Source organism: Streptomyces sp. NPDC002788 (genome assembly GCF_053592115.1).
The window spans coordinates 71,848-84,573 of record NZ_JBSFVB010000004.1; the positions used below are offsets into that span (position 1 = coordinate 71,848).

At 71.3% G+C, this 12,726-nt stretch carries 12 protein-coding genes; 10 read left to right on the forward strand and 2 right to left on the reverse strand.

Features of this window, described 5'->3' with window-relative positions; all coding sequences use genetic code 11:
• Window positions 1-38: 38 nt before the first annotated feature.
• The 10 genes from ACWD1U_RS09390 (at window position 39) to ACWD1U_RS09435 (ending at window position 10,726) form a co-directional block, all read left to right on the forward strand.
• The gene (locus ACWD1U_RS09390) at window positions 39-638 is read left to right on the forward strand and encodes a CGNR zinc finger domain-containing protein (RefSeq protein ID WP_451105919.1); all 600 of its coding nucleotides are present in this window, start codon (window positions 39-41) and stop codon (window positions 636-638) included.
• 166 nt (window positions 639-804) lie between these two features.
• Complete coding sequence (locus ACWD1U_RS09395; protein WP_451105920.1) at window positions 805-999, forward strand: hypothetical protein; 195 nt, start codon at window positions 805-807, stop codon at window positions 997-999.
• A 375-nt stretch (window positions 1,000-1,374) separates the two neighbouring features.
• Window positions 1,375-2,598 carry an ATP-grasp domain-containing protein gene (locus tag ACWD1U_RS09400; protein ID WP_451105922.1) on the forward strand — a complete coding sequence of 408 codons (1,224 nt, stop codon included), beginning with the start codon at window positions 1,375-1,377 and terminating at the stop codon, window positions 2,596-2,598.
• Window positions 2,599-2,614: 16 nt separating this feature from the next.
• On the forward strand, window positions 2,615-3,844 hold the full coding sequence (locus tag ACWD1U_RS09405) for a lysine N(6)-hydroxylase/L-ornithine N(5)-oxygenase family protein (protein WP_451105924.1): 1,230 nt from the start codon (window positions 2,615-2,617) through the stop codon (window positions 3,842-3,844).
• Window positions 3,841-4,218 carry a cupin domain-containing protein gene (locus ACWD1U_RS09410; RefSeq protein WP_451105925.1) on the forward strand — a complete coding sequence of 126 codons (378 nt, stop codon included), beginning with the start codon at window positions 3,841-3,843 and terminating at the stop codon, window positions 4,216-4,218. Before ACWD1U_RS09405 ends, ACWD1U_RS09410 begins: the two co-directional genes overlap by 4 nt.
• A complete protein-coding gene (locus tag ACWD1U_RS09415) occupies window positions 4,211-5,314 on the forward strand; it encodes an NAD(P)/FAD-dependent oxidoreductase (RefSeq protein WP_451105926.1) in 1,104 nt (367 codons plus the stop codon). The genes ACWD1U_RS09410 and ACWD1U_RS09415 overlap by 8 nt, the downstream gene beginning before the upstream one ends.
• Window positions 5,311-6,942 carry a class I tRNA ligase family protein gene (locus ACWD1U_RS09420; RefSeq protein ID WP_451105927.1) on the forward strand — a complete coding sequence of 544 codons (1,632 nt, stop codon included), beginning with the start codon at window positions 5,311-5,313 and terminating at the stop codon, window positions 6,940-6,942. Before ACWD1U_RS09415 ends, ACWD1U_RS09420 begins: the two co-directional genes overlap by 4 nt.
• On the forward strand, window positions 6,939-8,186 hold the full coding sequence (locus ACWD1U_RS09425) for an ATP-grasp domain-containing protein (protein ID WP_451105929.1): 1,248 nt from the start codon (window positions 6,939-6,941) through the stop codon (window positions 8,184-8,186). The genes ACWD1U_RS09420 and ACWD1U_RS09425 overlap by 4 nt, the downstream gene beginning before the upstream one ends.
• A complete protein-coding gene (locus ACWD1U_RS09430) occupies window positions 8,179-9,456 on the forward strand; it encodes an MFS transporter (RefSeq protein ID WP_451105931.1) in 1,278 nt (425 codons plus the stop codon). The genes ACWD1U_RS09425 and ACWD1U_RS09430 overlap by 8 nt, the downstream gene beginning before the upstream one ends.
• A 70-nt stretch (window positions 9,457-9,526) precedes the next feature.
• Window positions 9,527-10,726: a threonine aldolase family protein gene (locus tag ACWD1U_RS09435; protein ID WP_451105932.1), complete on the forward strand. Its 1,200-nt coding sequence runs from the start codon at window positions 9,527-9,529 to the stop codon at window positions 10,724-10,726.
• Window positions 10,727-10,908: 182 nt separating this feature from the next.
• Here ACWD1U_RS09435 and ACWD1U_RS09440 read toward each other — a convergent pair whose 3' ends face one another.
• Window positions 10,909-11,811, reverse strand: a complete 903-nt coding sequence (locus ACWD1U_RS09440) for a carbohydrate ABC transporter permease (protein WP_451105934.1) — start codon at window positions 11,809-11,811, stop codon at window positions 10,909-10,911.
• 1 nt (window position 11,812) lies between these two features.
• Window positions 11,813-12,724, reverse strand: coding sequence for a carbohydrate ABC transporter permease (locus ACWD1U_RS09445; RefSeq protein ID WP_451105935.1), 912 nt, complete (start codon window positions 12,722-12,724; stop codon window positions 11,813-11,815).
• Between the last annotated feature and the right edge of the window lie 2 nt (window positions 12,725-12,726).

The following is a 12,726-nucleotide window of genomic DNA, read 5'->3' on the forward strand; positions in this document are numbered from 1 at the left end:
GTTTCTCACGGAAGCACGCAAGCCGTACCATGAGAGTCATGGAGGAGTCCGTGATCGAAGAGTTCGCCCTGCCGCCCGCACAAGGGGAGGAAGAGCACCTTTCTCTCGCCCTCGCCAACAGTGCGATGACCCTGCCCGGCGGGCACACGGTCGACCGCTTGGGGACTCCTGCGCAGACCAACGGGTGGCTGACGGAGCGCGGTCTTGCGCCCGTCGACGCCGGCATGCAGGAAATGTGTGCGTCACAGCTGCGCTCGCTGCGCGAACAGATCAGGTCGCTGTTCGCCGCCCGCGTCGCAGGGCTCCCCGCCCTCCCTGCCGCCGTCACGGCCATCAATGACGCCATGACCCGCGTCCCTACAGCCCCGCTGCTGCAGTGGGACGACAAGAGCGGCCCCTACCGCACCACCCCCCACCCCACCACCCAGATCGTCGACCACGCCCTGGCAACCCTCGCCGCCGACGCCGCCGACCTCCTCACATCCCCCGACGCCGAACGCCTCACCGCCTGCGGCTCCCCACCCTGCAACCGCTACCTGCTCCGCCACGGCCGCCGGCACTGGTGCTCCACCCGCTGCGGCGACCGCGCCCGCGCCGCCCGCGCCTACGCCCGCCGCACCCGGACCACCGCCGACTGAGTTCGGCCGCCCCGCCCCACCGACGGTTCACGAGACCCACACCGGGGCGCGGCTTCGCGCACCCGCAAACCCCCGGCATGGATGGTCGCTCCACGCCGGGCTGACGGCCTTCGAGGAGGGGCTGCCGTCGACGTTCCCCGGGCGGGCGAGGCCCGGTACCGGGGGCGTGTCGCTGACCAAGACCGTCGTCTACGCGGCCGACGACCAGCATGCGGACGAGGTGGTCGACGCGGTGCGCGCGGTCTTCGGGCAGAGGCCTGGATTGCGCCAGAAGGTGGGCCGGCACCGTCTCACCCCGGACGAGGAACTGGTCCACGGGCGGGCCAGGGGCGCCGGTACGCCACGGCGCTGGAAGTCATGACGCGATCCTGCGACCTGTACCGGGAGGCGGCGGAGCCGGCGCTGGCCGCCCTCGCCGAGGCGACCGGCGGCGACGGCATGCCCCGTCCACCCGTGCCCGCCGGCCGAGGGGGACGTCTCGCCGCTGAGAGCCTTCACGAAGGCGTTCGGTCGCTTCCGGGAGTCGAACAGCCGCTGACGGGGCTCCCTTTCCGGAAAATGTGCGGCTCATGTCCGCTCTCGCAGATAATTTTGCGGTGATCCATTGACCGGGGCCAAGGCGCCCGGATAGAAAGATCACGACCAGGATCGCGATCGCGGGTCCGGTCCATACAGCTGCGCCCCGGGGGATTTCGCTTTGCCGCACACAGATGCACTTCGTCCTGCCCGCGTCCTCGTGGTCGAACCCGCCTCCTCCGGAGGCGCCACCCTGATCGGCGTCGCGGCCGAGATGGGACTGCGGGTCGTCGTCGCCACCGCCGACTCCGGCGACCGCCGGCTCTCCGACGCTGTGCGCGCGGCGGCCGACTCGGTGCTGACGGTGGAGACCAACGACCAGGCCGCCCTCGAAGCGGCCGTGCTCGAACTGCACCGGGCCGAGCCGTTCGAGGCGGTGCTGCCGGGCTCCGACATCTATGTGACGGCGACCGCGCGTGTCGCCGCGGCACTGGACCTGCCCGGCCTGCCCGTGGCGACCGTCGACCGGGTCCGGGACAAGAGCGTCATGCGAGCCGCCGTGGCGGAGGCCGGGCTGCGCACCCCGCGCTTCGCCCAGGCGACCACCGACGCCGAACTGCGCGCCGCGGCCGAACGGGTCGGCTTCCCCTGCGTGCTGAAGCCGGTCGCCTGCTCCGGCAGCATCCACGTCAGCCGCGCCGACGACCTCGACCAGCTCACCGCCGCGTTCCAGCGGCTCGTGACCGACCCGGAGCCCGACATGGGCAAGCTGCACGAGCACCGGGTGCTCGTCGAAGAGTACGTCCAGGGCCCCGAGTTCAGCGCCGACGGCTACGTCCTGGAGAGCGGCGAGGTCACCGTCGTCGCCCTCAGCCGCACGCTGCTCGGCCCCGAGCCCGACTTCGTGGAGCTGGGCCACCTCACCCCGGCGCTCGTCGACGACGCCACCCTGAAGAACGTCGAGGCGTACGTCGGCGACGTCGTCCGCGCCGTGGGCATCACCAGCGGCCCCTTCCACTGCGAACTGCGCCTGACCGCCGACGGTCCGGTGCTCATCGAGATCGGCGCCCGGCTGCCGGGCGACCGGATCGTGGAGCTGCTGCGGCTCGTGACCGGCGTCAGCCTGCCCAGGGTGGCCGTCGCCACCGCACTCGGCGTCGGCCCGGAGGCGGCCGGCGCCTTCGCGCGGCCGCAGGCCGAGAGCGCCGGCATCCGCTTCTTCTCCGCCGCGGGCCGCTCCTCGTACCGGGAGCTCACCGGGTGGCCGGAGCTGGAGGCACTGCCGGAAGTCACCGAGACCGCCGTGTACTTCGCACCGGGCGAGACCATCCCAGGCGTCGAGGACTGCCGCTCGCGCCTCGGCCACGCCCTGTTCACCGCCGACTCGCCGCAGGGCGCCCTGGACCGCTGGCAGGCTCTCGGCGACCTCGTCGTCCCGGCCTGACCCGGCGGTTCCCCCCATGAACGCACACATACTCGACTACGCGGCCGTCGGCATCGGCCCCGCGAACATGAGCCTCGCCGCGCTCGCCCATCCGGTCGAAGGGCTGCGCGGCGCCCACCTGGAACGCCGTGAGAGCTTCTCCTGGCACCCCGGACTGCTGCTGCCCGAGGCCACCCTCCAGGTCTCGCTGCTCAAGGACCTGGTGACACTGGTCGATCCGACCAGTCCCTTCTCGTTCCTGTCGTTCCTCGCGAGTGAGGGCCGGCTCTACCGGTTCCTGGCCGCGGACTTCCCGGCCGTCCTGCGCGCCGAGTTCAACCAGTACCTCCAGTGGGTCGCCGCGCGGCTGCCGAGCCTGACGTTCGGGGCGGACATACACAGCGTGGACTTCCACGACGGGGCCTTCCACCTCCGCACCGACACAGACGAAGTGACGGCACGTCATCTCGTGCTCGGCACTGGGCTCACCCCGTCCGTCCCCGAGCCGTTCCGTCCCTTCCTCGGCCCCACCGTCTTCCACTCCGGGGAGTTCCTGCAGCGGGTCCCCGAGGTGGCCGGACGGCAGGTCGTCGTGGTCGGCGGCGGCCAGAGCGGCGCGGAGATCGTGCGCCACCTGGCGGCCGGCGCGGCCCCCGAGAGCATCACCTGGGTCAGCCGGCGCTCGTCGTTCCTGCCGATGGACGACTCGCCGTTCGCCAACGACCTCTACACGCCCGACTACGTACGCCGCTTCCACGCGCTGCCCGCCGACCACAAGGCCCGACTCCTGGAGCAGCAGAAGTACACCAGCGACGGCATCGACCTCCAAGTCCTCCAGGACATCTACCGGTTGAGCTACCGCGACGAGTTCATCGAGAACAACCCCGGCAGGCTGCGCTTCCTGGCGGACTGCGCGGTCACCGCGATCGAGGGCGACCCCGACGAATGGAAGCTCGTCGTCGAGTCCTCGGGCCCGGACGCACCCGCCGTGCTCGCCGCCGATATCGTGATCCTGAGCACCGGATACGCCTACGCGTTGCCGGACTTCATGGCTCCGCTGGACGCGCGACTGCGGCGGGACGGCGGGATGCTCGTCGTCGGCGACGACTTCTCGGTCGCATGGGACGGGCCTGCGGAGAACCGGATCTACCTCCAGAACGGCGCCCGGCACTCCTGGGGCGTCGCCGATCCCAATCTCAGCCTGCTCGCCTGGCGCAGCGCGGTCATCCTCAACAGCATGCTGGGTGAGAGGAGGTATCCGGTATGACCGCTCGTCAGGTCTCGCAGTTCCAGGCCGAGGCGGTCGGCGTCCTGGTCCCGTTCGCTCCGACCGAGGTGGAACCCGACGGAGTGACCGTCGCCGAGGCGGACTTCGCCCGTTCGGTCTTCCCCCGCGTGCCGTTCGAGGCGGCCCGCTTCACCGTGCCGCCGGGCGGGACCAGCTCGCCCGACCAGCACGCGGTCCAGGAGATCTGGGTGGTCCACGCCGGATCCGGCACCCTGGATGTGGACGGCGAACGGTCGCTCGTCGGGCCCGGCTCCCTGGTGGGCTTCGCCTCGCAGGCCGTCCACGAGATCTTCGCCGACCAGGGCGAGGAACTGGTCATCTACTCCTTCTGGTGGTCGGCGCCCGATGAGTGAGCGCACCACCGGGACCAGTGAGGCGCCCCACTACGACCTCGCCGTCGTCGGCGCGGGCGCGGTCGGCGCCCTCGCCGCGTACTACGCCGTGCGCCGGGACCCGGGCCGCCGCGCCGCCGTGATCACGCATGCCGGACGGGGGACGGGCGCGACCCGTCTCTCGGCCGGGTTCGACACACCCACGGGGCACAACCCGGCCCAGCGCGCCCTGGCCGCCCGCAGCACCGCGCTCTTCGACGAGCTCGCCGCCGGGCTCGGCGACGCCGGACGCGCGCCGGTCGACGTTCGCTGGCTGGTGGCGCGCGAGAACACGGCCGCGCTCGACGCGACCATGGCCGACGGCGGCCGCACCCGCCCGGTCACCGGGGAGCAGCGGGCCCTGCTCGACCGGACGTTCCCCGGCCTCGCCCACGACGACGATCAAGTCCTGCTCGCCTCCGCCCCCATGACGGCGGGTCAGCCCCAATGGCTCACCGACCGGCTTCTCGACGAGGTCCTCGGCCGCCCGGACAACACCCTCCTGGAGGGCTTCCGGGTCACCGAAGTACGCCGTACGGGCAGGCGCGTCGAACTGGTCGCCGCCGACGGCAGCCGGATCACCGCCGCCAAGGCGGTCCTCGCGCCGGGCCCGTGGGCCCTCGACGGCCCGGTGGCGGCGGCGGCCCGCGAGCGCGGGGCCCGGGTCAAGAAGGTGGTGGCGTTCCACATCATGACGCCGCCCCCGCCGGGCGCCCCGGCACTCGTCCTGGAGGACGCCGACGCCTTCCTGCTGCCCCACCGCCCCGGCGGCCACTGGATCTTCAGCATCACCTCGCCCGACTGGGATCGCGGCCCCGACGAACCGCTCGCCATCGACGCCCGTGACCGGGAACTCGCCCGAGCCCTGCTCGCCCGGCACGTACCGGGATTCCTGCCGCACCTGCTCGGCGGCCGGGTCTTCAGTGACTGCTTCACCCCCGGCCATCTGCCGGTCGTGGACACGGTCGGCGGCGACGACGTGGTCATGGCCATCGGCGGCTCCGGCTCCGGCTATCGACTCGCCCCGGCCATGGCCGAGGACGCACTGAACCTGCTCGACGGGAGAGCGCGAGCATGAGCCTGCTGACCGGGGACACGCACACCCCCCGGCACTACCTCCTGGTGCCGCCCGAAACCACGCCCAACGGCCCCCTGCACCTCGGCCACATCGGTGGCCCCTTCCTGTGGTCGGACATGATCGCGCGGCATCTGCGGGTCCGGGGCGACCTGCCGTTGGTGATCACCGGCAGCGATGTGTACGAGTCGTACGTGACGCTCAAGGCGCACGCCGAGGACTCCACACCCGGCGAGGTCGCCGCCCACTACGGACGGCGCATCCAGGACGACTTGGCCGCGCTGCGCATCGGCGTCGACGCGTTCATCGTCCCCGATCAGCAGCCCTGGCGAGAGCAGTTCGAGCAGGAGGTCGCCGCCTCGATCGAGCGGCTGACGGCCCGGGGCGCGGTGCTGACGCGCACCGAGCGCGTGCCCCACTGCACGGCGTCGGACCGCTGGGTGGTGGGCGGCTGGCTCCAGGGCCGCTGCCCCGAGTGCGGTGCGGGCATCGCCAGTTACTTCTGCGAGGAGTGCAGTGCGCACTTCCTGCCCGAGTCGGTCGTCGAGCCGCGCCCCCTGCTGGACGAGGGGCCGCTGACCTGGCGGGAGATCTCCAGCCTCTTCCTGCGGCTGCCCGACCACGACCTCCTGGACACCACGCTCGTGGACCTGGGCGTCGCCGACCGCTACCGGGCGACCGTGGCGCGCTTCCTGGAGCGCGACGGCCTGACCGTACGGCTGAGCGCCCCGCAGACATGGGGGGTTCCGCTGCCCGGACCCGAGCCGGACGTGCCGCGCGCCCTCTTCCCGTACGCCGGGATCTTCATGTTCGCCCGCCTCGCCGGCGCCGTCCACGGCCGGCTCTCCGGCACCGGCGTGAACGCCTTCGACCCGGACTCCGGGGTCACCACCATCACCACCCTGGGAATCGACAACGTGATCCCTACCCTGGTCTCGATCGTCGGCACCAGCCTGCTGCACGGCGACATGAAGCCGTACGACCGGTGCCTGATCAACAACTTCTACCGGCTGGCCGGGCGGAAGTTCTCCACCAGCGCCCAGCACGCCATCTGGGCGGCGGACATCGCCGCGTCGCCCGCCATCGGCGTGGACACCGTCCGGTACTACCTCGCCGGGGCCGATCTGGAGTCAGGGGCGGCGAGCTTCGAGACGGCGGACTTCCTTCAGACCGCGAACGCCACGCTCGCCGACGGCCTCGGCAAGCGGATCGACGCCGCCTGGAGCCGGCTCCCCGAGGGGCCGCCGCAGGCCCCCGCCCCGGCCGCCGCCGACCTCCTGGAGTCCCTGCTCGCCGAGCAGTCCGCGTCGCTCGACGGCGCCCGTGTCTCGACCCGGCGCGCGGTCGCGGCGCTCGACCGCTGGTGCGCCGACGACGTGGTCGCCCACGCGGCTGAGGACGGCGCCTACTGGTGGCTCAAGGGCCTGTCCCTGCTGGCGTTCCCGGTGATGCCGGACCTCGCCGAGCTCGTCTGGCAGCGCCTCGGCGGCACCGGAGAGCCTCGCGCGGCGGCCTTCCTCGCCAGGACCCCGGCCCTCCGGGACCGGGCCGCGCCCGGCTTCGGCCGGGTGAGCGCCGCCGATCTGGACGCCTGCCTGCCCGACACCCTTCGACCGGGAGCGGACGCGTGACCGACCGGACCACCCCGCTGTACGTCGTCCTCAACCGCTCCGGCGACGAGTTCGGCGAATACCACCGTTTCCTCGACGGCCGTCCGTGCCGGACGGTGTACCTCACCACGCCCGGTGGGCTGCCCGCGCTCGACCAGGACGGGGCGACCGAGGTCCACGTGCGCGACAGCCTCGCCCACGACGACCTGCTGCCCCTCGTACGGGAGATCGCGGACCGGCACGGCACGCCCGAGGCCGTCTTCGGCCAGTCCGAGTACGACATCCTGACGGCCGCCCGGCTCTCGGCCGCACTCGGCGTCCCCGGCGGCTACGGTCTCGACCTCGTCGTACGGTTCAAGGACAAGCCCGCCATGAAGAGCGCGGTGGGCGCGGCCGGACTGCGGGTTCCCCGGTTCCGTCGCCTCGACGACGCGCCCACCGCGGAGACGGTCGTAGACGCCCTCGGCGGTCTTCCCCTGGTGCTCAAGCCGCGCGCCGCGGCGGGCTCCCAGGGAGTCACGGTCGTCCACAGCACCGACGAACTGCGCGACGCGCTCAAGGGCGTCGACCTCGAGGCTTACGAGTGCGAGGAGTACGTCGACGGGGACATTCTCCACGTCGACGGCGTCCGTCGCTCCGGCCGCCTCCACTTCGTGACCGCTTCGCAGTACGTCCACACCTGCCTGGACTACGCACACGGCCGCCCGCTCGGCTCGGTCCTGCTCGACCCGGGCCCCGAGCGCGACGAGCTCACCACGTTCGCCGACCGCTGTCTGCGGGCGCTCGGGCTGCGCGACGGCGCGTTCCACCTGGAGGCGATCCGACGTCCGGGGGGCGAGCTGGTGTTCCTGGAGGTCGGGCTGCGGCCGGGCGGCGCGCAGGTGCCGTTCCTGCACGTCGACCTTTACGGCATCGACCTGTTCGCCGAGGCGTTCCGGGCGGCCCTGGGCCTGCCCCCGCTGTGGCAGCCCTCCGAACCGGTCGGGCACCGGGCCGGCGGCTGGCTCATCTACCCCGCTCCGCGCGAGCTGCCCGGACGGGTCGTCGCGCGCACCTCGCCCAGGTCGGCCGTCCCCGAGGTCTACCACGAGGAACTGCCCGCGATCGGCCAGATCATGACCGGGCCCGGCAGTTATGACGAGGGCTGCGGGATCTTCCGGTTCCGGGGGCGGAGCGCCGCCGCGGTGCGCGCCGCCGTGCACGCCGCGATGGAGGTGTACGGGCTGCGGACCGAGCGGGCCGAGGGAGCTGAGCCGCATGGCTGAGGCACGCCGGTACGCCGCCGTGCTGCGCGCCTGGTTCCGGGAGACCCTTCCGGCAGCCGGGAACGCGCGCAGACTCGGCGTCCTCACGCTCATCCAGTCCCTGGGGCTCGGGGTGTTCCTCACCTCCAGCGCCGTGTTCTTCACCCGGACCCTCGGCATCCCCGCCCAGCGCGTGGGCCTCGCCCTGTCGGTCGCCGGGCTCTGCGGTCTGGTCTGCACCGTGCCCATCGGCCGACTCGCGGACCGGCTCGGCGCGGGCCGGGTGCTCGCCGTCAACTTCCTGCTCGCGGCCGCCGGCTTCACCGCATACTGCCTGGTGGACGGCTTCGCCGCGTTCCTCGCGGTCGCCTGCGCCATCGCGGTCCTGGAGACCTCGGCGGGCGCGCTCCTTGCGTCGCTCACCGACGCGCTGGTGGGCGAGGCGGAGCGGGTCAGGGTGAGCGCGCAGATGCGCAGCCTGTTCAACCTGGGCTTCCTCGGCGGCGCCGCGCTGGCCGGAGCCGCCATCGCGGCCGGCACCTCGACCGCCCTGTACGCCGCGGTCCTGGCCAACGCCGCCCTCCAGTTGGTCTCCGTCGCCGTGCTGCTCGGGATGCGGCTGCCCGCGGACGCCGGGCCCCGGGCCGCCGCCGAGGCGCCGGGCGGGGTGCTGCGCAGCGCCGCGCTGCGGGACGTGCGCTATGTGGCGGTCGCGCTGGTGTGCGGCGCTCTGGAGTTGTACCACCCGCTGCTGACGGTCGGTCTGCCGCTGTGGATCGTCACCGGCACCGACGCGCCCGCGCTGCTGGTGTCGGGGCTGCTCATCCTGGACACCGTCCTGGTGCTGCTGTTCCAGGTCGCGGTCAGCAGGGGCGCGCGTACCCCGGCGGGAGCGGCGCGTATGCTGCGCGGGGCGGGGTGGGCGCTGGGGGCGTCCTGCCTGGTCTTCGCGGTGAGCGGGGGGCACGGCGTGCTCCTGGACAGCGCGGCCCTGCTGGGCGGTGCGCTGGTGCTCGTCCTCGGCGAGCTGTACCAGGCGTCGGCGAGCTGGGGCCTGTCCTTCGGGCTCGCCCCGGCGGGCCGGCAGGGGGAGTACCAGGCGGTGTTCTCCCTGGGGCGCGGGCTCCAGCAGTTCGTCGGGCCGTGGCTGATGACCTCCCTGGTCGTCGGCGCGGCGGCGACCGGCTGGCTGGTCCTCGCGGCGCTCTTCACCGTGCTCGGGCTCGCCGCGCCGCCGTTGGTGCGCGGCCTGGAGAAGGCCCGCGCGCGGACGGAGCCGACGTTGGCCTGAGCGGACCGGCCGGCGCCCGTCCGGACCACATGTGTCACACCCGTCCGACCGAAACAAGTAGGCGAGCACCATGACCGTACAGCGACGACACGACCCGGACGAGCGCGGCTTCGCCAGCGACAACTACGCGGGGGCGCACCCCGAGATCCTTGCGGCGATCGCCCTGGCCAACGGCGGCCACCAGGTCAGCTACGGCGCCGACGTCTACACCGAGCGCCTCCAGGAAGTGGTGCGCGGCCACTTCGGCCCCACCGCGCACACGTACCCGGTCTTCAACGGCACCGGCGCGAACGTGGTCGCGCTGCAGACCATGCTCGACCGCTGGGACGCCGTGGTCTGCGCCGAGTCGGCCCACATCAACGTCGACGAGGGCGGGGCGCCCGAGAAGGTCGCCGGGATCAAACTCCTGACGGTGCCCGCATGGGACGGCAAGCTCACCCCTGAGCTGATCGACCGTCAGGCATGGGGCTTCGAGGACGAGCACCGGGCCCGGCCCAAGGTCGTCTCGATCGCCCAGTCCACCGAGCTCGGCACCTGCTACACGCCGGACGAGATCCGTGCGATCTGCGACCACGCGCACGGCCTCGGCATGCTCGTCTACCTGGACGGCGCCCGGCTCGCCAACGCCGCCGCCACCCTCGGCGTGTCCCTGCGTGAGATGACCACCGACGCCGGCGTGGACGTCCTCTCGCTCGGCGGCACCAAGAACGGGCTGCTCTTCGGCGAGGCGGTGATCGTGCTCAACGAGGACGCGGTGCGCGGCATGGCTCACCTGCGCAAGACGAGCATGCAGCTGGGCTCCAAGATGCGTTTCGTGTCGGTGCAGTTCGAGGCGCTGCTGGGCGGCGACCTCTGGCTGCGCTCGGCGGCCCGCTCCAACGCGATGACCCAGCGGCTGTACGAGGCGGTGCGCCACCTGCCGGGCCTGGAGATCCCCCGCCCGGTGCAGGCCAACCAGATCTTCGCCGTCCTGCCGCCGGCCGTCACCGAGCGTCTCCAGAAGCGTTTCCGCTTCTACACCTGGGACGAGCAGGCCGGCGAGGTCCGCTGGATGACCTCCTTCGACACCACCGAGGGCGACGTGGACGCGTTCGCGGCGGCGATCGCGGAGGAGCTGGCGGCGGAGCGAGGCCAAGGGCCGGCGGGCGCGCTGACCATGGCCGAGCGCGAGGAACTGGTGCAACTGCGCCGTAAGGTCCGCGAAATGGAAGAGACGATCGAAGCGCTGGGGAAAGAGCCTGCCTTCTCCGCGAACCGCAAGACGAAGTAGCCGGCGGCGGAAGCCTGGGAGGTCAGGCGAGCGCCCTGACCCCAAGGCAGCGTCGGTCCCAGCAGGTCCGGAATCTCGGACCGGCGCGCGGCCGGAACCGGCCTGGGCGTGGGCGCGGACAGCTCCGCAGTGCGGGGACCCTGCGACAGCGACGCTGTTCGCTGAGTACTCCATGCCAGGGTCTACTTCATTCCCGTGGTGGCGATTCCCTTGACGAGATAGCGCTGGCCGACGAGGAAGACGATGAAGACGGGGATCAGCGTGACGACGGACATCGCGAACAGCGAGCCCCATGAGGCTCCGCTGGTGGCGTCCACGTAGTTGCGCAGGGCCACGGGCGCCGTCTGCAGTTCCGGCTTGGTCAGGTAGATCAGCTGGCCCAGGAAGTCGTTCCAGGTCCAGATGAAGGTGAAGATCGCGGTGGTGGCCAGGGCCGGCAACGAGATCGGCAGCAGGATGCGGAAGTAGATACGCCAGTACCCGGCTCCGTCGATCTTGGCCGCCTCGTCCAGCTCGGTGGGGAGACTCCGGAAGAACTGGATCATCAGGAAGATGAAGAAGGCGTCTGTGGCCAGGAACTTGGGGACGATCAGCGGAAGGAACGTGTTCACCCATTCGATCTTGGAGAACATCACGTACTGCGGAATGATGAGTACGTAGATCGGCACCATGAGGGTCAGCATCATCATGCCGAAGAGGAACGCCCGTCCGCGGAACTTGAGCCTCGCGAAGGCGTAGGCCGCCATGGAGCAGCTGACCAGGTTGCCCAGCAGTGCACCCAGGACGACGACCGCCGAGTTCATGAGGTACACCCCGAACGGGTACGACAGTGCGTTCCAGCCGTCGGCGTAGTGGCTGAAGTCGGTCTTCGTGGGCAGCAGTGAAGGCTCACGGAAGATCAGGGCATCGGGTTTGATCGAGCTGGCGATCATCCACAGCAGCGGGTAGAGCATCACCAGCCCGGCGGCGATCAGAACGGCGTGCTTGAGGAGCGCCCGCATGCGAACCACCCGCCTGCGGCGGTGCGGGGCGGGCGCGGGGGCAGGGGCCGGCGAAGAAGCGTCATCGGCCTTCAGGAGTGTCATCTCACTTACCGTCACTGTAGAAGACCCATCTCTTGCTGAAGTAGAAGTTGATTGCGGTGAGGGCGCCGACGATCACCACGAGCAGCCACGCCATGGCCGAGGCGTATCCCATGCGGAGTTGGCCGAAGCCTTCCTCGTACAGGTACAGGGAGTAGAAGAGAGTGGAGTCCGAGGGACCTCCTGTCCCCCCGCTGACGATGAACGCCTGGGTGAACGACTGGAAGGAATTGATCACCTGCAGCACGAGGTTGAAGAAGATGATCGGGGTCAGCAGGGGCACGGTGACGTGCAGGAACTGGTGCCAGCGGCCGGCGCCGTCGAGGGCGGCCGCTTCGTAGTACTGCTCGGGGATCTGCCGCAGGCCGGCCAGGAAGATCACCATCGAGGAGCCGAAGGTCCACACGTGCAGGACGATGAGGCTGTACAGCGCGGTCTCGGGGTTGGAGATCCAGCCGGGCCCGTGGATCCCGAACAGTGCGAGGAACTTGTTCACCAGGCCCTCGGTGCCGAAGACCTGTCGCCACAGGACGCCCACCGCGACCGAGGCACCGAGCAGCGAGGGCAGGTAGTAGACGGAGCGGTAGAACGCGAGTCCCCTGATGCCCCGGTTGAGGACCATCGCCAGGGCGAGGGCGACCGCCAGCAGCAACGGCACGCTGAGGGCGACGTAGACGAAGGTCACGCTCAGGGACTTGAGCAACCGGGGGTCGTCGAGCATCTTGCTGTAGTTCGCGAATCCGACCCACTCGGGAGAGCTCAGCAGGTTGTAGTCCGTCATCGAGAAGTACAGCGAGGCGATCATCGGACCGAGCGTGATGCCGGCCATGCCGATGAACCACGGCAGAAGGAAGACCCACGCGGTCCGTTCTTCTTTTCTGGCCGCCTGGCTGAGGGGTCTGCGGAGCACAGTCATCG

Coding starts and splice junctions, on each gene's coding strand:
- ACWD1U_RS09390 (WP_451105919.1), top strand. CDS start 39: ATGGAGGAGTCCGTGATCGAAGAGTTCGCCCTGCCGCCCGCACAAGGG.
- ACWD1U_RS09405 (WP_451105924.1), top strand. CDS start 2,615: ATGAACGCACACATACTCGACTACGCGGCCGTCGGCATCGGCCCCGCG.
- ACWD1U_RS09410 (WP_451105925.1), top strand. CDS start 3,841: ATGACCGCTCGTCAGGTCTCGCAGTTCCAGGCCGAGGCGGTCGGCGTC.
- ACWD1U_RS09415 (WP_451105926.1), top strand. CDS start 4,211: ATGAGTGAGCGCACCACCGGGACCAGTGAGGCGCCCCACTACGACCTC.
- ACWD1U_RS09420 (WP_451105927.1), top strand. CDS start 5,311: ATGAGCCTGCTGACCGGGGACACGCACACCCCCCGGCACTACCTCCTG.
- ACWD1U_RS09430 (WP_451105931.1), top strand. CDS start 8,179: ATGGCTGAGGCACGCCGGTACGCCGCCGTGCTGCGCGCCTGGTTCCGG.
- ACWD1U_RS09435 (WP_451105932.1), top strand. CDS start 9,527: ATGACCGTACAGCGACGACACGACCCGGACGAGCGCGGCTTCGCCAGC.
- ACWD1U_RS09440 (WP_451105934.1), bottom strand. CDS start 11,811: ATGACACTCCTGAAGGCCGATGACGCTTCTTCGCCGGCCCCTGCCCCC.
- ACWD1U_RS09445 (WP_451105935.1), bottom strand. CDS start 12,724: ATGACTGTGCTCCGCAGACCCCTCAGCCAGGCGGCCAGAAAAGAAGAA.